This window comes from Pseudomonas reinekei, from assembly GCF_001945365.1.
GTDB lineage: Bacteria > Pseudomonadota > Gammaproteobacteria > Pseudomonadales > Pseudomonadaceae > Aquipseudomonas > Aquipseudomonas reinekei.
In genome coordinates this window covers 67,755-86,473 of record NZ_MSTQ01000019.1, presented here as the reverse complement: position 1 = coordinate 86,473, position 18,719 = coordinate 67,755, and the positions used below count along the sequence as shown (strand labels likewise).

The window sequence follows — 18,719 nt, the reverse complement described above, 5'->3', positions numbered from 1 at the left end:
CAGGCCGCAAGCCGGGTCGAACGATGTAGAATGCGCGGCCATTGTCTTTACGGATGTATTAATGGATCGCCCGCGTTTTCAAAAAGCTTTTCTATCTCCACGTTTCTGGCCGCTGTGGTGTGGCTTGGGGCTGTTGTGGCTGATTGTGCAACTGCCATACCCGGCGTTGCTGTGGCTGGGTCGCGTGCTCGGGGCCTTGATGTATCGCGCGGCGGGCGACCGACGGCGTATTGCCAAGCGCAATCTGGAGCTGTGTTTCCCGGAAAAGTCCGCGGCTGAGCGCAAGCGCCTGCTCAAGGAAAATTTCGCCTCCACCGGTATCGCGTTTTTCGAAATGGCGATGAGCTGGTGGTGGTCCCGCGAGCGATTGGCGAAGCTGGCCCATATTGAAGGGCTCGAGCATTTGCAGCAGGCCCAACGCGAAGGCAAGGGCGTGATCCTGATGGCCGTGCATTTCACCACCCTGGAAATTGGTGCGGCGCTGCTGGGCCAACATCACACCATCGACGGCATGTACCGCGAGCACAAGAATCCGTTGTTCGACTATGTCCAGCGCCAGGGGCGCGAGCGCCACAACCTCGATTCGCTGGCGGTGGAGCGTGAAGACGTACGCGGCATGCTCAAGTTGCTGCGTTCGGGCCGCGCGATCTGGTACGCGCCGGATCAGGACTACGGCGCCAAGCAAAGCATTTTCGTGCCGCTGTTCGGCATTCCGGCCGCGACCGTCACCGCCACCAGCAAGTTTGCACGGCTGGGCAAGGCGCTGGTGGTGCCCTTCACTCAGGAGCGTCTGGCGGATGGCAGCGGTTATCGCCTGGTGATTCATGCGCCGCTCGAAGGCTTCCCCGGCGAAACCGAAGAGGCCGACTGCTTGCGCATCAACCAGTGGATCGAAGGCGTGCTGCGCGATTGTCCGGAGCAATACCTGTGGGCGCATCGCCGTTTCAAGAGTCGTCCGCCCGGTGAGCCGAAGCTGTACGCAAAACGCGGCTGAACGGCCGACACCGACATGCACCATGGAGCGTTGCGATGAGTCCTGCTGAACCGGTAACAGGTTTGATTCTTTCCGGTGGCGGGGCTCGGGCGGCCTATCAGGTGGGCGTGCTGGCGGCGATTGCCGAGCTCTTGCCCTTGGGCGCGGACAATCCTTTTCCAGTGATCGTCGGCACCTCGGCCGGGGCGATCAACGCAGTCAGTCTTGCCAGCGGGGCCACGGACTTTCGCGCCGCCATCGAGCGGTTGACCGCTTTCTGGCAAGCCTTTCGCAGTCATCTGGTGCTGCGCAGCGACTGGCCTGGCGTGATCCGTCAGGCCAGTCGCTTTGTCAGCCACAGCTTGCTGGGTCTCGGTGCTCAAGTGCCGGTGGCGCTGCTCGACAGCTCGCCACTGCGAGGTTTGCTCGACGACAAGTTGCTGATGAACGGTATCGCCGACGCCATCGCGCAAAAGCAGTTGCAGGCGGTGGCGGTGACGGCGTTCGGCTACGAGTCGGGGCAGGCGGTGACCTTCTATCAGGGCGGTGGCACCATTGATGCGTGGTTGCGCCACCGTCGGATTGGCGAGCCGACGCAATTGTCCGTTGATCACCTGCTCGCCAGTTCGGCGATTCCACTGTTGTTCGCACCGGTAAAGATCGGTGAAGAATATTTCGGCGATGGCGCGGTGCGGCAGTCCGCACCGATCAGCCCGGCGCTGCACCTGGGCGCCAGTCGTGTACTGGTGGTGGGCGTGAGTGGCAACCCGCGTGGCTTTGACCCCGCGCAACCCCTGCAACGCGCCTACACCGGGCAACAGCCGACACTGGCGCAGATCGGCGGGCACATGCTCAACAGTACGTTCATCGACAGCCTGGAAAGCGACATCGAGTTGTTGCAGCGCTTGAATCAGTTCAGCCACCTGATGCCCGACGGTACGCCCAAACGCACTTTGGGCGTGGCGCCTGTGGAGGTCCTGGTGATTTCGCCGAGTCAGCCGATCGACGAGATCGCGGCACGCCATCGCCAGGAACTGCCGGCGGCACTGCGCCTGTTTCTGCGCGGACCGGGAGCGACCAAGACCAGCGGGGCGGGGGTGTTGAGTTATCTGCTGTTCGAGGCGGGATATTGCAGCGAATTGATTGATTTGGGGCGGCGGGACGCGTTGGCCAAGAAGGAAGAGCTGAGCCGGTTTTTGGGCTTGCAGTAGGAGCGAGTCAGCTCGCGATGGACGTTAACGATAACGCTGGGAACCTGATGCTCCGTGGCGCTCTCTGGTCCATCGCGAGCAGGCTCGCTCCTATAGGGTCAGAAGTGAACCTTGACCAGGAAGCTGGTCACGCTCTGATCGGTCTTGAAGCCCTGGCTGTCTTCGATACCGTACTTGTTTTTCCAGTAGTCATACTCGACACCGACGTACAGCTGCTTGGCGCCCAGGTTCAGCGCCTTGCCCAAGTCGTATTTGACCTGTGGGTTGAAGTGCAGGTTGGCGTGGTATTCGCCTTTGTCGTTCACGTCGTTGTCGACAACCCAATCCATGAAACCGTCGATCAGCACGTCCGAGTCACCCACCGGGATGGTGTAGGACCAGACCGGAGTGATCTGCCAGATATCATCACCCGCGCGGCTTCCTTCGGTGTGGCGGTTGTAGAAGTTCAGCTGGAAGTAGTCGAAACCGGGAATGGCCAGGTCGAAACCGGGACCGATCAGGTAGGACTCTGTATCGTTTTCACCGAACTCATAGGTCATGGCCAGCAGCACGTCTTTGATCGGGCCGAATTCCAGCTTCTGATCGAAGATCTTGTTGAACGACAAACGCGGGCTGAACTCGCCGTAATAGGTGTTCTCACCCGCGAAAGCGTCTTCCTTGCCGTTGTAGAAGATCTTGTCGAAGAAGAAGAAGTTGTCGCCGTATTTCCAGCCATCGGCGTGTTCGAAGGTCACCGTCTGCTGAATGCGCGGATTGACCTGGAAGTCCTTGCCGTAGAGGTAGGTCAGGCTGTTGTTTTGCCATTGCAGCAGATCGCCCGCCATGGCCTGGCCCCCAGCCAGCATCGAACCCGCCAGCATCAGGCTAGTGCACGTACGTTTCATTCGGTTGCTCCCAAAAAGTAAGTGTTCCACGTGTTTTTTAAGATCGGCGCTCTGGTGTGGCGCCTTTTTCTGTTGAGGTAAAAATCGTCCATTCGGTCAGCTTTCATGCTGTTAGCAAGAGCTGCGCCAAGGCATGTAAAAAACAAAAAAACTCCCGCTCGGCTGCTCAAAAACAGTCGATTGAGAGTGGTTTGGGGATGCCTTGGTACCGTCCAGAGCCGGGATAAGTTGGCTTTCTGGTCAGGAATTAAATCCGGGCTTTTTTTTAAAGCGGATTCAGGCGGTCGCGGAGAATACTGACTCCTCGGCCAGGTCTCAAGTGCCCCGCAACAGCGCACCGACGACAGGTTTGGGGCACGGTTGCGGGTCATCTTAGAAATGCACCTTCACCAGCAGGCTGGTGGTGTTTTCATTGGTGTCGAAGCGGGTGGTGTTTTCGATGCCGTACTTGTCTTTCCAGTAGCTGTACTCGGCACCGACGTACACTTGCTTCTCCCGCCAGCCGAGGGCTTTGCCCAGGTCGTATTTGATCTGCGGATTGACATGTACGTTGGCGTGGTAGGTACCGCGCGAGTTCTCGTCGTTGTCCACAACCCAGTCGATGTAGCCGTCGATCAGCAGGCTCGAATTGCCCAATGGAATGGTGTAGGACCAGGCCGGGCTGATCTGCCAGACATCGTCGCCGGGGCGCGAGCCTTCGGTCTGGCGGTGATAGAAGTTCAGGGTAAAAAAGTTGAAGCCGGGGATCGCGAGGTCGAAGCCGGGGCCGATCAGGTAGGCTTCGGTGTCGTCTTCGCCATTCTCGTAAGTCATGGCCAGCAGCACGTCCTTGATCGGGCCGAATTCGAAACGGCGGTCGAGGATTTTGCCGAAAGAGAGGCGTGGGCTGAACTCGCCGTAGTAAGCGTGAGAGCCTTTGTTGCGGTCTTTCTCACCGTTGTAGTAGGTGCTGTCGACGAACAGGAAGTTGTCGCCGTACTTCCAGCGGTCGGCGTGTTCGAAGGTGATCGTCTGCTGGATCGACGGGTTGACCGCGAAATCCTTGCCGTACAAATAGCTCAGGCTGTTGGTTTGCCACAGCAGTAAATCGCCGGCCATGGCTTGGCTCGCCGCCAGAAGTCCACCGCCCAACAGCATGCTGGTTTGTGTACGAATCATCTGTTGCTCCCTCTTGTTTTTATTATATGTGGCGCAGGTGTCCCCACCCGAGGGAGCGAGAGAGCTCGTGAAGGGGCCATCGGCTTCAACATCACTGTTGGCTGATATACCGCTTTCGCGAGCAGGCTCGCTCCCACAGGGGGAGGGTGGTCGTGATCTGTTAGTGGGCGTGGCAGTCGTTGATGGCCGCGCGTTCGGCGCCACCGAGGATGTTGAACAGCAGGTTCAGGGTCAGCGCGCTGAGGGTGGCCATGGCGATCCCGCTGTGGGTGATCGGGCTCATCCACAGGGGCAGGTGGGCGAAAAACTCCGGACGCACCACCGGGATCAGACCCATGCCGATGCTCACCGCTACCAGCAACTGGTTGCGACGGTCACCGATGTCGGCTTCCTGAAGAATCTTGATGCCGGTGGCGGCAACCATGCCGAACATCGCAATGGCTGCGCCGCCCAGTACTGCCGGCGGAATCGACGCCACCAGGAACGCAGCTTTGGGCAACAGGCTCAGGACGATCAGCAAACCGCCGGCGACGATGGTTACCGAGCGGCACCGCACGCCGGTCATCTGCACCAGGCCGATGTTCTGGGCGAAGGAGGAATGAGTGAAGGTGTTGAAGAACCCGGCAAAAAACGAGGCGCCGGCATCGCACAGCAAACCGCGACGCAGCATCCGTGGGCAGACTTCCTGGCCGGTGATTTTGCCGAGCGCGAGGAACATTCCGGTGGACTCGACGAAAATGATCACCACCACCAGGCACATCGAAAGGATCGGTGCGAGTTCGAACTTCGGCATGCCGAAGTGCAGCGGGGTAACGAACTGAACCCAGGGCGCGTTGGCCATGCCGCTCAGGTCAACCATGCCGATAATGCCGCAGAGCACGTAACCCAGGCACATGCCGATCAGCACGGAAATGTTGACCCAGAAACCGCGCATGAAACGATGGACCAACAGGATGGTACCCAGCACCAGCGCGGCGATGGTCAGATAAATCGGTGAGCCGAATTGAGTGGCAGCCGCTCCGCCGCCGGCCCAGTTCACGGCCACGGGAAACAGCGACAAACCGATCGAGGTGATGACCGTGCCGGTCACCAGGGGCGGGAAGAAACGCACGACCTTGGACATGAACGGGGCGATGATCATGCCGAAGAACCCGGCGGCGATGGTCGCACCGAAGATCCCTTGCAGGCCGATGCCAGGCATGCCGGCCATCGCGACCATGCTGCCGACCGCAGCGAAACTGGCGCCCATCATCACCGGCATGCGGATGCCCATAGGCCCGATACCTAGCGACTGAACGATGGTGGCGATGCCGGCGACCAGCAGGTCGGCGTTGATCAGGAAGGCGATTTCTTCACGACTCAGGTCAGCGGCCTGGCCGATGATCAGCGGCACCGCGATGGCACCACCGTACATCAGCAGAACATGTTGCAGACCGACCAGGATCAGTTGCAAAAGGGGCAAACGCTGAATGGCGGGTGCGTCGGGGATGCGTGCTTGGGAGAGCTCGGACATGCAACACCTCGGATCTTTTTTATTCTTGTGATTTTGTGCATCAGGTAGACCGCGGCGCGGCCAATCGCGAGCAGGCTCGCTCCCACATTGATTTTGTGTCGATCACAAATCCCCTGTGGGAGCGAGCCTGCTCGCGATGCTTTTCAACAATTAATTGGTCTGTGCTCCCTGAACAATCCAGGCGCCAATCAGATCACGTTCCTGCTGGGTCATCTGCGTGATGTTGCCCAGTGGCATGATCTGGCTGGCGACGGCTTGAGCCTGGATGCGCGCGGCGTTCTGGCGGATTTGCTCGGGGGTGTCGAGCATCACGCCGGCCGGGGCTGCGCTGAACAGGGGGCTGGTCGGTTTGGACGAGTGGCAAACCGTGCAGCGTTCCTGAATCACGCTGTGGACCTTGTCGAAACCAGGACCGGCATTGGACGCTTGCGCCGGGGCGGCGGCAGGCGCTTGTGCAGGTTTGGCTTCGGCCGGTTTCAAGCCACCGCCCACGGCTGTTTCCGGCAGTGGCTGGTACTCAATGGCGGCAGGAGCCTTGGCCACTTCAGGGGCGCTGGACATCGGCTTCGGACCGGACACGTACGCCAGGCAAATCATGCCGACCGCTGCCACTGGCAGGGTCCAGGCAAACTTGTGGCTGTCGTGACGGGTGTTGAAGTAGTGGCGCACCAACACCGCCAGCACCGCGATCCCGGCCAGGATCAACCAGTTGTACTGGCTGCCATAGGTGCTCGGGAAGTGGTTGCTGATCATGATAAACAGCACTGGCAAGGTGAAGTAGTTGTTGTGACGCGAACGCAGCAAGCCTTTGGCCGGCAGCGCCGGATCCGGCGTGCGGTTTTCGGCAATTGCCGCCACCAGTGCACGTTGCGCCGGCATGATGATGCGGAACACGTTGCCGACCATGATGGTGCCGATGATCGCGCCGACGTGCAGGTACGCACCACGACCGCTGAACACTTTGCTGAAGCCGTAGGCCGCGCCAATGATCAGCACGAACAGGATGAAGCCTAGCAGGGCAGGGCGTTTGCCCAGGGCCGAGTCGCAAAGGAAGGAGTAGACGAACCAGCCGATGAACAGCGAGCCGATACCGATGGCCACGCCTTCAGGACCGCTCAGGCTGCTGCCCGGAGCCAGCAGGTAGAGCGTCGGGTTGGAATAGAACACCACGCACAGCAGCGCGATCCCCGACAACCAGGTGAAGTAGGCTTCCCATTTGAACCAATGCAGGTTGTCCGGCATGGTCGGTGGAGCCAGTTTGTATTTTTCCAGGTGGTAGATACCGCCGCCGTGGATCGCCCACAAATCACCGGCCAGACCGCTTTTCGGATTGACCCGATTGAGGTTGTTTTCCAGCCAGACGAAATAGAACGAAGCGCCGATCCAGGCCACGCCAGTAATCATGTGAACCCAGCGCACGCTCAGGTTCAGCCATTCCAACAGATGTGCTTCCACAGTCTTTACCTCTCGCCTGTCACTCTGTTGTCGAGTGATCAGGCCTTCTCTTATTGGTGGGGGGCGAGGATCAAACGCTCATCCTCTTTGAAAAAATGCTCATCGCAGTTATTGCCTGTGCCACTGCGATCAACCACCAGGAAGTCATCCCGCTTTTCGATCGTCAGCACCGGATGGTGCCAAACGCCGCGATGGTAATTAATGCCCTGCCTGCCGTTGGTGACGAAGGCGCGGACCAAGCCTGATACAGGTACATCGCCAAGTGGCGCGACCACGATCAGAAAGGGGTTGCCGAGCAGCGGAATGAACGCCTGGCTGCCCAGCGGATGACGCTCCAGCATGCTCACGGTCAGCGGCATGTCCTGCGCGTCGGCGCGGAAAATGCTGATGATCGCGTTGTCTTCTGGCTTGGCGGTTTCTACCGTCGCCAGTTTATGAAAGCGCATGGTCGAACCGTTGTTGATCATGAAGTGATCGCTGCCGTCGGTTTCGATCACGTCACCGAAAGGGGCGAAGGCTTCTTTGGTCAGCGGTTCAATCTGTAGTGTGCGCATGCTGTTCTTCTTAATCTCAAATGTGTTGGTGTGTTGCTTTTGTGGGAGCCCGGCTTGCCGGCGATGGCGTCGGTGAGGGCGCCATCGCCGGCAAGCCGGCTCCTACAGGTTTTCATCAACCCTTATTTAGCGACCTTGCCCAATACGCGCAGGCGACTCACACCACCATCCGGGAACACGTTCAGGCGGATGTGGGTGATCGGGCCCAGCGCCTTGATCTGCTCGGCGAAGGTGTGTTCGGCGTGCATTTCCAGCTTCTGGCTTGGCAGCAGTTCGCGCCAGAACAGCGACTGGGTTTCGATCTGGCTGTCGGTACCGCCCTTGACGAATGCGCCCTGGATCGAGCAAGTGTCCGGGTAGTTGCCTTTGAAGTGCAGGGTGTCGACGATGATTTTCTCGATCTCGCCCGGGTGACCCAGCGCGACGATCACCCAGTCATTGCCCGGCGTACGACGACGTGCGGTTTCCCAGCCGTCGCCCATGTTGATGCCACGGCCCGGGTTGAGGATGTTGCTCATGCGACCGAAGTGTTCGTCGGAGCAGGCGAGGGCGCGGCCACCGTTGAGGGCGGCAGCCAGGTCGACTTGCTCGTTGTCGCCAACAGCCGACCAGTCGCGGAACGGAATGCCGTACACGCGCAGACGGGCAACACCACCGTCCGGGTAAATGTTGAAGCGCAGGTGGCTGAAGGCCTGGTCGTTGCTGATTTCGTGGTAGTGGTGGCTGTTGCCTTGCAACTCGACGGCAGACAGTACTTCAGTCCACTGGGTGTTTTCGTTCGGTTCGCCTTCAGCCAGGAAGCAGGCTTCCAGAGAGGCCGACGGCGGGAAGTTGCCGGTGAAGAATGAAGTGTCGATGTCGACGCCCTTGATCGAACCCGGTACGCCGAGGCGGATCACAGCGCTGTCGTAGCCCTCGAAGCGCTTGCGGCGCGACTCCCAGCCGTCCATCCACTTGCCGTTGTCATCGAACACGCCCTCCTTCCACACGGCCGGGGTCGGTTGGAACAGACGGTTGGCGTCTGCGAACCAGTCATCGGTGACCGAGATTATTTTGGTGCCCAGGCGGGCGTCGGCCAGGTTGACGAACTTCTCGAAAGGTACGGCGTAAGCTTTCATTCTTCTTGTCTGCCTTTAAATAAGTGGCTTGGGATGCTCTCAGGGCCCTGGGTGTTTTTCGCGTTTAAGGACACTCGGGCCAGGATCGCTATAGGGTCAGTAAACGGAACAGGGCGATCTTGTTGATCTCTGCCAGCGCGCATTTGAATTCGGTGTCTGCCGAGTTGTGAATGCGCGTTTCGAACGCTGCGAGGATCTGATGCCGGTTGCTGCCTTTTACCGCCATGATGAAGGGAAACTTGAACTTGGCTTTGTAGGCGTCGTTCAGCTCGGTGAAGCGCTGGAACTCTTCGGCCGTGCATTGGTGAATACCGGCGCCAGCCTGTTCATGGGTGCTGGCTTCGGTCAGTTGGCCCTGGACGGCGGCTTTGCCGGCCAGGTCCGGGTGAGCGTTGATCAGGGCCAGTTGGCTTTCACGATCGGCGCTCAACAGGATGTCGCTCATGCGCTGGTGCAGGGTTTCGATTTCGTCGATCGAAGAATCCTGGCCCAGGTCGAAGGCCTTCTCGGCGACCCATGGCGAATGTTCGTAGATGTCGGCAAAGGCTTTGACGAAGGCGTCGCGGCTCAATGTCGACGGTTTCAATGTTTGAAAGGCGCTCATTTCGCGGCCCCTTGGTACGGGTGGGTTTCTTGCCAGTGGCGAGCGATGTCGACGCGACGGCTAAACCACACCTGTTGATGACTTTTAGCGTATTCGATAAAGCGCTTGAGCGAAGCCAGACGCGCCGGACGGCCGATCAGGCGGCAGTGCAGGCCGATCGACAGCATTTTCGGGGCTTCGGCGCCTTCGGCATACAGCACGTCGAACGCATCCTTGAGGTATTCGAAGAAGTCGTCGCCCTTGTTGAAACCCTGGACCTGGGTGAAACGCATGTCGTTGGTGTCCAGGGTGTACGGGATCACCAGGTGCGGCTTGCCGGTCGGGTTGTTCGGTTCCCAGTAGGGCAGATCGTCGTCGTAGGTGTCGCTGTCGTAGAGGAAACCGCCTTCTTCCATCACCAGGCGACGGGTGTTCGGACCGGTGCGGCCGGTGTACCAACCCAGCGGACGTTCACCGGTGATTTCGGTGAGGACGCGGATCGCTTCGAGCATGTGCTCGCGTTCCTGCGCTTCGTCCATGTACTGGTAGTCGATCCAGCGGTAGCCGTGGCTGCAGATCTCGTGGCCGGCATCGACCATCGCACGGATCACGTCCGGGTGGCGCTGGGCGGCCATGGCGACGGCGAAGATGGTCAGCGGGATGTCGAATTCCTTGAACAGTTTGAGAATCCGCCAGACGCCGGCGCGGCTGCCATACTCGTAAAGGGATTCCATGCTCATGTTGCGCGCGCCTTGCAGCGGCTGGGCGGACACCATTTCCGAGAGGAATGCTTCGGACTCTTTATCGCCGTGGAGGATATTGCGCTCGCCGCCTTCTTCGTAATTGAGTACGAACGACAGGGCGATGCGGGCATTGCCCGGCCAGTGTGGGTGCGGAGGGTTACTGCCGTAACCGATCAGGTCGCGAGGGTAGTCAGCGCTCACTGCAGTCTTCCTTCTTATAGGCGTGGTGACAGTTGGTGTGACGCGACTAAAGGATGGATCACTGGCTGGCGTCACAGCGATGGGTTGATTGTATACAACTTTATATTCAATTTGTAAGCCTGATTTTTTGCATTTTTCGTTAACGGTCATCTTTACGTGGTATCCACACGCACCTGCAAGAAACCTGCCTGACTGGTCAGTTAATGATTGCACGGTCCAGAGCGTAGAAGGATTCCCAGGAAACCGGCGAAATTTACTGCGAGGGCGCTGTCAGTCGCAAAAATGTCGTTTTTATTGTGTACAATTTTTATTGGAAATGTCTTAATCAATCGCTCGCCGCAGCTTTTCGTGCTCCGAATCGGTGCGGTCTCCTTTTCACCTGACTTCGGGAGGCGCGAAGTCTGACTGCTCCACGCAGGCAGGCGCGCAGAATCAATGGGACGTTTGACTACACACGTTTTGGACGCTGCACATGGTTGCCCGGGCAGCTCGATCAAGGTCGAGCTGTACCGCGTTGAAGGCTCGCAACTGGAATTGGTCGCCAGTGCGATAACCAACAGCGATGGCCGTGTCGATGCACCGCTGCTGCAGGGCGATGATTACCGTACCGGGGTTTACCAGGTGCAGTTCGATGCGGGCGACTACTACCGCGCCCGTGGCGTTCAGCTGCCGGAGCCTGCGTTCCTCGATGTCGTGGTGCTGCGTTTTGGCATCTCCGCCGAGCAGGATCACTACCATGTTCCGCTGCTGATCTCGCCTTACAGCTACTCGACGTACCGCGGCAGCTGATCCCCCAAGCAGCTGCCACCACCTGGAAGCGACTGCGCATATAGCTTCTTTGGTCTTTCGCCCGCTCACACTGCGGGCTTTTTTTCGTCTGGAGATAAGTGGTGCCTGTGTTGACGCCATCGCGGGCAAGCCAATTCCCACAGGTTCAGGGGGGGGACACATGTTCTATGTACGACCCGAACTCTGTGGGAGCTGGTTTGCCAGCGATGCTTTTAACGGCTCAGCAGGGAGGCCGCACCCGCGCCACTGAACAACCCGGCACTGACCCGGTTAAACCAGCTCTGCCCCTGACCGCTTCGCAGATATCGCGCCGCGCCATGGGCTCCGAGGCCATAGGCCAATTTGCACAGCAGGTCCAGTACGGTCCAGGTGGCAATCATCACCAGCAACTGTGGCAGGAACGGTTGTTCGGCACTCAAGAACTGCGGTAGAAACGCAGCGAAGAACAGGATGTCTTTCGGGTTGCTGGCACCGAGCATGAACGCGCGACCGAACAGTGCGCGAAAGCGGGGCACAGGTGCTGCCAACGGCACTTCAGCGCCATGGGACGGTTGGCGCGATTGTTGCCAGCTCTGCCAGGCGAGGTAGAACAGGTACAGCGCGCCGACGATTTTCAAGGCGCTGAACAGCTGTTCTGACGCCAGCAACAACGCGCCCAGTCCCAGTGCCGAGGCACTCAACAGACAGATCGAGGCAATGACGCCACCGAGAAATGCCGGGTAGGACCGGCGCAGGCCGTAGTTCAGGCTGTTGCTGATCATCAACAGCGACAGTGGCCCCGGGATCAGGATCACTACCAGCGCAGCGCCGCTGAACAGCAGCCAGGTTTCCAGACTCATCACTTTCCTCCATTTGCACAAAAGCCTCACCCGACGGGGTGAGGCTGTTTTGAAACGTGTCCCGCGCAAGGCTTACAAGAAGATGAACTTGGCGATGAAGATCGCGCAGAGCACCCACAGGCTGACGGAAATTTCCTTGTACTTGCCGGTACCGGCCTTCAGCGCCACGTAGGTGATGAAGCCCAGTGCGATGCCGTCAGCGACCGAAAAGGTCAGCGGCATCATGATGGCGGTGACAATCGCCGGAATGCTGTCAGTCGCTTCGTCCCATTCGATGTGGGCCATGCCACCCATCATCAACATCGCTACATAAATCAGCGCGCCAGCGGTGGCATAGGCAGGGATCATGCCGGCCAGCGGAGCGAAGAACATGGCTGCAATAAATAGCACACCTACCGTCACCGCGGTAAGACCAGTCCGACCACCTGCTGCAACACCGGCAGCACTTTCCACGTAGCTGGTAACGGGTGGCACGCCGACCACGGCACCGAATACGCTGGATGCGCTGTCAGCTTTCATGGCGCGGGAGAGGTTTTCGATCTTGCCATCAGCACCGACCAGATTGGCGCGTTGAGCCACCCCCATCAGGGTGCCGGCGGTGTCGAACATGTGCACGAAGAGGAACGCCAGTACCACGCTGATCATGCTGACGTTGAACACGCCGGCCACATTCATGGCCATCCAGGTCGGAGCCAGGCTCGGCGGTGCCGACATGATCCCTTCGTAATGCACCAGGCCCAGGCCCCAACCGGCGAGGGTGACGGTGACGATGCTGATGAGTATCGCGCCGAACACTCGGTGGTAGCTGAGGATGGCAATCATCAGGAAGCACACGGCCGCCAACAGCGGACCTGGCTCGTGCAGGGAGCCGAGTTTGATCAGGGTAGCCGGGCTATCGACAACGATGCCGGCGGTTTTCAGGCCAATCAGACCGAGGAACAAACCGACGCCCGCGCCCATGGCGTAGCGCAGGCTCACCGGAATGCTGTTGAGCAGCCATTCACGAATCCGGGAGAACGTCAGGATCATGAACAGGACACCGGAGACAAACACCGCACCGAGTGCGGTTTCCCAGTTGTAGCCCATGGTGCCGACGACGGTGTAAGTGAAGAAAGCGTTCAACCCCATGCCCGGTGCCAGACCGACCGGCCAGTTGGCGTAAAGGCCCATTAGCAGGCAGCCCAGGGCGGCGGCGATACAGGTGGCGACGAAGGCTGCGCCGTGGTCAATCCCTGCGTCGGCCATGATGTTCGGGTTGACGAAGATGATGTAGGCCATCGTGATGAAGGTAGTCAGACCGGCAATCAGCTCGGTCTTCACCGTGGTGCCATGCAAGCTGAGTTTGAACAGGCGTTCCAGCAAGCCATTGCGTAATGGCGGCGAGAGATCCAGCGTCGATGCTTCGGATTTGCGGCTTTCCACAGCGAGTACTCCTCAAGAGTTTTATTTTTATTTCCAGGGCCGGACCCATGAGGGTGGCAGCGGCCCTTTGAGGCACTTGCGAATTTGTTGACTGTCTGGTCAGGAACTCGCACGAAGTGGATTATGCTTTTGTATACAAATAAAGCAAATAATGTTTTTGGTTTTGTCGACGAAAAATTTGGCTTTAGGGATATATCGCCTGTTAAGACGCCCTCGCGGGCAAGCCACGATGACTGACGTGAGGACAGCTAGGTCCTTACTGACTTTTCCCCAGCGCCAGATTCACCGCCAACCACCCATTCACCGCCGTCTCCCCGGCCTCGGCAAACACCCGCTCCAACAATTTCACCTGCTCGCGACGCAGCAACTGCTCGAACCGCGCCCCGTCATCGGTCAGCTCCAGCAAGCGTTTACGCTTGTCCCTTTCGGAAGCAACGCTGTTCACCAAATGCATTTCCACCAATTGCCGCAGCGGCATGTTCAGCGCCTGTTTGCTCACGCCGAGCAACCCCAGCAGCTCCTTGACGCTGAGGTTCGGGTATCGGGCGATGAAAAACACGATGCGTTGATGGACCCGACTCAAGCCTCGCCGCTCAAGCATTTCATCGGCCTTGGCCGTGAACGCCTGGTAACCGAAGAAAAACGCTTCCATGGCCTGTTGCTGGGAAATCGGGTTTTTAAGGTCAATCATGTTGACGTATCCGCTTGAGCTATCGTAATTTCGGTCAACCAGTTTGACTCATTTTCTTCACGCCTCGCTACCGGTGACCTCCATGGCTTTTTCCGAACGTGTCTCGCGCCTTAAAAGTTCTTTGATCCGTGAAATCCTTGCCGCCGCCCAGCGACCGCAGGTGATGTCGTTCGCCGGAGGCCTGCCCGCTGAAGCCATGCTGCCCAAGGTCGATTGGGCCGACATGCCGGTGTCCATTGGCCAATACGGCATGAGCGAAGGTGAGCCGGCATTGCGCGAAGCGTTGGCGATGGAGGCCCGGAAGTTGGGCGTGCCGTGTGAGGCGAGCCAGGTGTTGGTGGTCAGCGGTTCCCAGCAGACGCTGGACCTGGCCGCCAAGCTGTACATCGACAAAGGCACCGAGGTGTTTCTCGAGGCGCCGACTTACCTGGCGGCCCTGCAAATCTTCCAGTTGTTCGGCGCGAACTGCATTACCGTGCCGCTGGAGGCCGACGGCCCGGACCTGATGCAGTTGCGTACTCGCCTGGAACAACATCGTCCGGCGTTCATCTACCTGATCCCGACTTTTCAGAATCCATCGGCCGTGCGTTACAGCGAGGCCAAGCGCGATGCCGTGGCGGCACTGCTGGATGAATTCGGTGTGACCTTGATTGAAGACGAGCCCTACTGCGAACTGACTTTCGATGGCGGCAGCGCCACGCCCATCGTCAGTCGCTTGCAAAAATCCAGCTGGATCAACACCGGTACCGTGTCGAAAACCCTGATGCCCGGTTTGCGTGTCGGCTACCTGATCGCCAGCCCGGATTTGTTCCCACATCTGCTCAAGCTCAAGCAATCGGCGGATTTGCACACCAATCGCGTTGGCCAGTGGCAAGCCTTGCAATGGATCGGCAGCGAGCGGTATCAGCAGCATCGCAGTGAGTTGCGGGATTTTTACCGGGGGCGTCGGGATGCGTTTCAGGTGGCGCTGCACGCTCATTTTGCTGATCTTGCGGAGTGGAACGAGCCGCAGGGCGGGCTGTTTTTCTGGTTGAAACTGAAGCAGCCGCTGGACACGCGAACCTTGCTCAATGCCGCGCTGGCCAACGATGTGGCGTTCATGCCGGGCGAGCCGTTCTTCCCTGAACCGGACAAGCATCCCGGGTATCTGCGGCTGAACTTCAGCCATATCGATCCGGCGCGGCTGGATGAGGGGCTTGGGCGATTGGCAGCGGTAGTGCGAGAGGCTCAGGCGGCGCAAGCGGCCTGAAACGAATAAACCGGCTCATGGGCCGGTTTATTTTGGTCCGGGTTTTGTAGTGTCTGGACGGACCCTATCAACAGCAAGCCGGCTCCTACAAATAGGCAGCGCAAACAAGATCTGTTCACGCCGCACAACCTGTAGGAGCCGGCTTGCTGGCGATGGCGTCCGTCAGAACGCCACAAAAAACATCAGGCCGCAGCGAACCGCTTATCCAGATAATCAATAATCACCTTGGACTCGTACATCCAAGTGGTCTCGCCATTCTCTTCAATCCGCAGGCACGGCACTTTGATCTTGCCGCCTTGCTCCAGCAAAGCCTGGCGGTCCTGCTCGTTGTTCTTCGCGTCACGCAATGCCACCGGCACATTCAGGCGGCGCAGGGTGCGGCGGGTTTTCACGCAGAACGGGCAGGCGTGGAATTGATACAGGGTCAGGCCCTTGGCGGCGGATTCGACCTGAGCCTGAGCAGCGGCGGAGCGCTTCTTTTTGCTGGGGCGGGTGATGATGTCGATGAAGATGATCAGTTGGCCAAGGCCGACACGAAGCGCTTTTACGAACACGTTGAAAGCCTCACGGTGTGAACAAAGAAAGGCGCGCAGCTTACCTGATTTTTTTCAGGCGAAAAAAAACCGGCGATGAATGCCGGTTTTCTTTGTGTTGCCAATTACTTGATGAGGCTGAGGAATTCGCTGCGGGTCGCGGCGTTCTCGCGGAACTCACCGAGCATCACCGACGTGATCATCGACGAATTCTGCTTTTCCACACCGCGCATCATCATGCACATGTGCTTGGCCTCGATCACCACCGCAACGCCCAGGGCGCCGGTGACCTGCTGGACCGCATCGGCGATCTGGCGGCTGAGGTTTTCCTGGATCTGCAGGCGGCGAGCGTACATATCGACGATTCGTGCGACCTTCGACAGGCCCAGCACCTTGCCGCTCGGGATGTAGGCAACATGCGCCTTGCCGATGAACGGCAGCAGGTGGTGTTCGCACAACGAGTACAGCTCGATGTCCTTGACCAGCACCATCTCGCTGTTGTCGGAGCTGAACAAGGCACCGTTGGTGACTTCTTCGAGCGTCTGTTCATAACCGCGGCAGAGATACTGCATGGCTTTGGCGGCACGTTTTGGCGTGTCGAGCAGGCCTTCGCGGGACACGTCCTCGCCCAATTGGCCGAGAATCGCGGTGTAGTTCTGTTCCAGTGTCACAGGGGCTGATTCCATAAGGGTTTCAGAGGGGTACTGTTTCAGTCTGTACCAATTTTGTACCAATCAGGCTGTTTTCGAGCTTCCCGAGTTCGCGCCAGTCGGTACTGGAGTTAATCCATCGGGCGTAGGTCGATAGCAGCATCTGAACGCTATGACCGAGCTGAGTGGCAATAAATGCAGGGTTCATACCCGCCATGAGGCACATGGTAGCGTAAGTGTGCCGGCAGTTGTATTGCCGACGGGCGCGAATCTTCAGGGCGGTCAGCGCGGCCCGGAAATGTTTGTCGGTGACGCTCGATTGTTGAATGAACTCGAAGTTCTTGGTCGGAGGGAACACGAAAGGCGATTCCGCCTGCTTGCGGCGGCCTTGCTTGGCACGTTCCTGAGCCATGCGCTCAGCCTCGTTGACGGCGTGCAAGGCGCGACTGTTGAGCATGACCTGTCGGCTGTTGCGGGTTTTAGTGCGCTCCTCGATCTTGTAGTCCGCGACAATCCGACACACGTTGACCAGTCGCTTCTCCTTGTCGACTTCTTCCCAGCGCAGCGCAGCAATCTCGCTGGGACGCATGCCGGTATAGAAGGCGAACTCAAAGTACGCCGCGTAGATCCGCATCGAATGGGTCAGCGTCTTATATAGGTGATCGATAATCTGGTTGGCCTCACCCACGGTGAAGGGATCGATGGGTTTCTTGGCCTTCACCGGCAGTTCGATGGACTCCACCGGGTTACGGTTGATCAGGCCGTCTTTCACTGCGGTACCGAACACCGTGGTCAGACGCTGGATCGCCGCGCGCTTCACGCCCGGCGTCGGCCATTCGGTATTGGCCACCACCTTGCGCAGCATCACCGACGTGATGCTGTCGATGGGCAGCATTGCCAGATACGGCATCCAGTACAGATTGAGCGAGCCGAGGTAATTTTTGCGTGTGCCTGCCACGATCTCGCGACTGTTGAGCCATTCCTGGGCGTACTCCCCGAAACGGGGAGTCGCCGAGTAGTTGGCATAGGTGGAGTTGGGGAACAGTTCGGCGTAGCGTTCATCATCGAGCACGCCGTGCTTGATCAGGCTGGTTACGTTAGCGCGTAGGTCGGCGGCAGCCTTAATCCCCTTCGGCGTTTGGGGATAGGGGAGGGTTTCGCAACGGCGTTGCCCGTTCCAGGTGAAGCGAATGCGGACGGACTGTCCAGCAAATTCAACTCCGGTGGGCAATCCCATTGGCTCTCGAGCCATGCTTCGTATCTCCTTAGACTGTAATAAATGCGGCTATCGATGCTGTTCCAAACCCCTTTGGGAATGACGCCTCGGGCGCGCTTGCCTTGCAATGCCCGGCGCGTGGTACCGACCAGTTCGGCCATCTTGTCTTCTGGAATCTTGTCGAGGAGATAGGTCGGCAGCGATGGTTCTGCCGCCTCATTACACTGCGTATACCCCTCGGCAAGCTGTGCGGGCGAGCGTTTCTGAGCGTTCAGCGTTGCATTGGGAGGCGCTGCCCGGCGCAGCTTTTGGTGTGGGGTAGATGCCTCGGTAGCGGCTTGAGGAAAAGCATTAATGCCTGCTGCTGCGCAGCAGAGGCTTTTAATTTCGTGGGTATCGACTCGCGTGTCGTCGAAGAGCAAAGCGGTCGACATTCGTGCTCGCAGGCGAGATTGTTCGCCGCATTGCTCTGAGATCCGATAATGAGTTGGTCCGAAGTAGGAGAGCGTGCCGTTCATGCTGCTTCTCCTTCACTTGCTGCGTCCAGAGAGCAGGCCATGGCGAGAGCTAGTTGGCGCAAGGCTCTGGTTTCGCGTTCCAGTTTTTTTTTCCTGGTACGGAGTGCGGCGAATGTCTCGGCTGCGATCCTGAGCTTCTCGGCGATATCCAGCAGTGTTGGACGCGCTAATTCGCCGAGGCGCGGATCCTTATCCTGTTGCTTGCATCGCTGTACCAGGCGCTGATGGTCTGGCTGGAAGAAGTCGAGCTTTGCTTGTAGTTCACGAATGGGCTTGACGCTTTCGGCGCGCTGAATTTCGTCTCTTTCTTTTAGTCCCGCAGATTTTCCGTCGATGTGGCCCATCTTGTAACCAGCCCAAATGAGTAGTCCGGCGAAAGCGATCAGGGTGATGAGTGCGCAAATTTGAATTGCTGTCAT

20 protein-coding genes are annotated in these 18,719 nt (G+C 58.7%); 4 read left to right on the top strand and 16 right to left on the bottom strand.

The window, feature by feature from the left end; all coding sequences use genetic code 11:
* Positions 1 to 61 precede the first annotated feature (61 nt).
* Both BVK86_RS24105 and BVK86_RS24100 read left to right on the top strand, forming a co-directional pair.
* Positions 62 to 994 carry a lipid A biosynthesis lauroyl acyltransferase gene (locus tag BVK86_RS24105; protein ID WP_075948766.1) on the top strand — a complete coding sequence of 311 codons (933 nt, stop codon included), beginning with the start codon at positions 62 to 64 and terminating at the stop codon, positions 992 to 994.
* A 35-nt stretch (positions 995 to 1,029) separates the two neighbouring features.
* Positions 1,030 to 2,184: a patatin-like phospholipase family protein gene (locus BVK86_RS24100; RefSeq protein WP_075948765.1), complete on the top strand. Its 1,155-nt coding sequence runs from the start codon at positions 1,030 to 1,032 to the stop codon at positions 2,182 to 2,184.
* A gap of 98 nt (positions 2,185 to 2,282) precedes the next feature.
* Here the strand turns inward: BVK86_RS24100 and BVK86_RS24095 are convergent, their stop codons facing one another.
* The 8 genes from BVK86_RS24095 to puuE all read right to left on the bottom strand — a co-directional run bounded on the left by BVK86_RS24095 (position 2,283) and on the right by puuE (position 10,393).
* Positions 2,283 to 3,068 carry an outer membrane protein OmpK gene (locus BVK86_RS24095; RefSeq protein ID WP_075948764.1) on the bottom strand — a complete coding sequence of 262 codons (786 nt, stop codon included), beginning with the start codon at positions 3,066 to 3,068 and terminating at the stop codon, positions 2,283 to 2,285.
* Between the two features lie 372 nt (positions 3,069 to 3,440).
* Complete coding sequence (locus BVK86_RS24090; RefSeq protein ID WP_075948763.1) at positions 3,441 to 4,226, bottom strand: outer membrane protein OmpK; 786 nt, start codon at positions 4,224 to 4,226, stop codon at positions 3,441 to 3,443.
* Positions 4,227 to 4,386: 160 nt separating this feature from the next.
* A complete protein-coding gene (locus tag BVK86_RS24085; protein ID WP_075948762.1) occupies positions 4,387 to 5,739 on the bottom strand; it encodes a nucleobase:cation symporter-2 family protein in 1,353 nt (450 codons plus the stop codon).
* A 150-nt stretch (positions 5,740 to 5,889) separates the two neighbouring features.
* On the bottom strand, positions 5,890 to 7,194 hold the full coding sequence (locus BVK86_RS24080) for a urate hydroxylase PuuD (RefSeq protein WP_075948761.1): 1,305 nt from the start codon (positions 7,192 to 7,194) through the stop codon (positions 5,890 to 5,892).
* Positions 7,195 to 7,244: 50 nt separating this feature from the next.
* Positions 7,245 to 7,748 carry an ureidoglycolate lyase gene (locus BVK86_RS24075; RefSeq protein ID WP_075948760.1) on the bottom strand — a complete coding sequence of 168 codons (504 nt, stop codon included), beginning with the start codon at positions 7,746 to 7,748 and terminating at the stop codon, positions 7,245 to 7,247.
* A 122-nt stretch (positions 7,749 to 7,870) separates the two neighbouring features.
* Positions 7,871 to 8,866 carry an allantoicase gene (gene alc, locus BVK86_RS24070; RefSeq protein WP_075948759.1) on the bottom strand — a complete coding sequence of 332 codons (996 nt, stop codon included), beginning with the start codon at positions 8,864 to 8,866 and terminating at the stop codon, positions 7,871 to 7,873.
* Positions 8,867 to 8,954: 88 nt separating this feature from the next.
* A complete protein-coding gene (uraD, locus tag BVK86_RS24065) occupies positions 8,955 to 9,470 on the bottom strand; it encodes a 2-oxo-4-hydroxy-4-carboxy-5-ureidoimidazoline decarboxylase (RefSeq protein WP_075948758.1) in 516 nt (171 codons plus the stop codon).
* The gene (puuE, locus tag BVK86_RS24060; protein WP_075948757.1) at positions 9,467 to 10,393 is read right to left on the bottom strand and encodes an allantoinase PuuE; all 927 of its coding nucleotides are present in this window, start codon (positions 10,391 to 10,393) and stop codon (positions 9,467 to 9,469) included. Before puuE ends, uraD begins: the two co-directional genes overlap by 4 nt.
* 435 nt (positions 10,394 to 10,828) lie before the next feature.
* On the opposite strand from puuE, the gene uraH reads away from it, so the two are divergent.
* Complete coding sequence (uraH, locus tag BVK86_RS24055) at positions 10,829 to 11,182, top strand: hydroxyisourate hydrolase (protein WP_075948756.1); 354 nt, start codon at positions 10,829 to 10,831, stop codon at positions 11,180 to 11,182.
* Between the two features lie 212 nt (positions 11,183 to 11,394).
* On the opposite strand, the gene BVK86_RS24050 is transcribed toward uraH, so the two are convergent.
* From BVK86_RS24050 to BVK86_RS24040, 3 genes are all read right to left on the bottom strand, one after another.
* The gene (locus tag BVK86_RS24050; RefSeq protein ID WP_075948755.1) at positions 11,395 to 12,021 is read right to left on the bottom strand and encodes a LysE family translocator; all 627 of its coding nucleotides are present in this window, start codon (positions 12,019 to 12,021) and stop codon (positions 11,395 to 11,397) included.
* Positions 12,022 to 12,093: 72 nt separating this feature from the next.
* Complete coding sequence (locus tag BVK86_RS24045; protein ID WP_075948754.1) at positions 12,094 to 13,443, bottom strand: NCS2 family permease; 1,350 nt, start codon at positions 13,441 to 13,443, stop codon at positions 12,094 to 12,096.
* A 256-nt stretch (positions 13,444 to 13,699) separates the two neighbouring features.
* Complete coding sequence (locus BVK86_RS24040) at positions 13,700 to 14,134, bottom strand: MarR family winged helix-turn-helix transcriptional regulator (protein WP_075948753.1); 435 nt, start codon at positions 14,132 to 14,134, stop codon at positions 13,700 to 13,702.
* A gap of 82 nt (positions 14,135 to 14,216) precedes the next feature.
* Here BVK86_RS24040 and BVK86_RS24035 point away from each other — a divergent pair, with 82 nt between their 5' ends.
* The gene (locus BVK86_RS24035) at positions 14,217 to 15,383 is read left to right on the top strand and encodes an aminotransferase-like domain-containing protein (RefSeq protein ID WP_075948752.1); all 1,167 of its coding nucleotides are present in this window, start codon (positions 14,217 to 14,219) and stop codon (positions 15,381 to 15,383) included.
* Positions 15,384 to 15,565: 182 nt separating this feature from the next.
* On the opposite strand, the gene BVK86_RS24030 is transcribed toward BVK86_RS24035, so the two are convergent.
* From BVK86_RS24030 to BVK86_RS24015, 5 genes are all read right to left on the bottom strand, one after another.
* On the bottom strand, positions 15,566 to 15,937 hold the full coding sequence (locus tag BVK86_RS24030; protein WP_075948751.1) for a glutathione S-transferase N-terminal domain-containing protein: 372 nt from the start codon (positions 15,935 to 15,937) through the stop codon (positions 15,566 to 15,568).
* A gap of 104 nt (positions 15,938 to 16,041) precedes the next feature.
* Positions 16,042 to 16,587, bottom strand: a complete 546-nt coding sequence (gene folE / locus BVK86_RS24025) for a GTP cyclohydrolase I FolE (protein ID WP_010456659.1) — start codon at positions 16,585 to 16,587, stop codon at positions 16,042 to 16,044.
* Positions 16,588 to 16,609: 22 nt separating this feature from the next.
* Positions 16,610 to 17,758, bottom strand: coding sequence for a tyrosine-type recombinase/integrase (locus BVK86_RS24020; protein ID WP_231977986.1), 1,149 nt, complete (start codon positions 17,756 to 17,758; stop codon positions 16,610 to 16,612).
* Positions 17,659 to 18,300 (bottom strand): hypothetical protein, encoded by a 642-nt coding sequence (locus BVK86_RS30220; RefSeq protein WP_231977856.1) that lies wholly within the window; start codon positions 18,298 to 18,300, stop codon positions 17,659 to 17,661. The genes BVK86_RS24020 and BVK86_RS30220 overlap by 100 nt, the downstream gene beginning before the upstream one ends.
* Positions 18,297 to 18,719, bottom strand: a complete 423-nt coding sequence (locus BVK86_RS24015; protein WP_075948749.1) for a hypothetical protein — start codon at positions 18,717 to 18,719, stop codon at positions 18,297 to 18,299. Before BVK86_RS24015 ends, BVK86_RS30220 begins: the two co-directional genes overlap by 4 nt.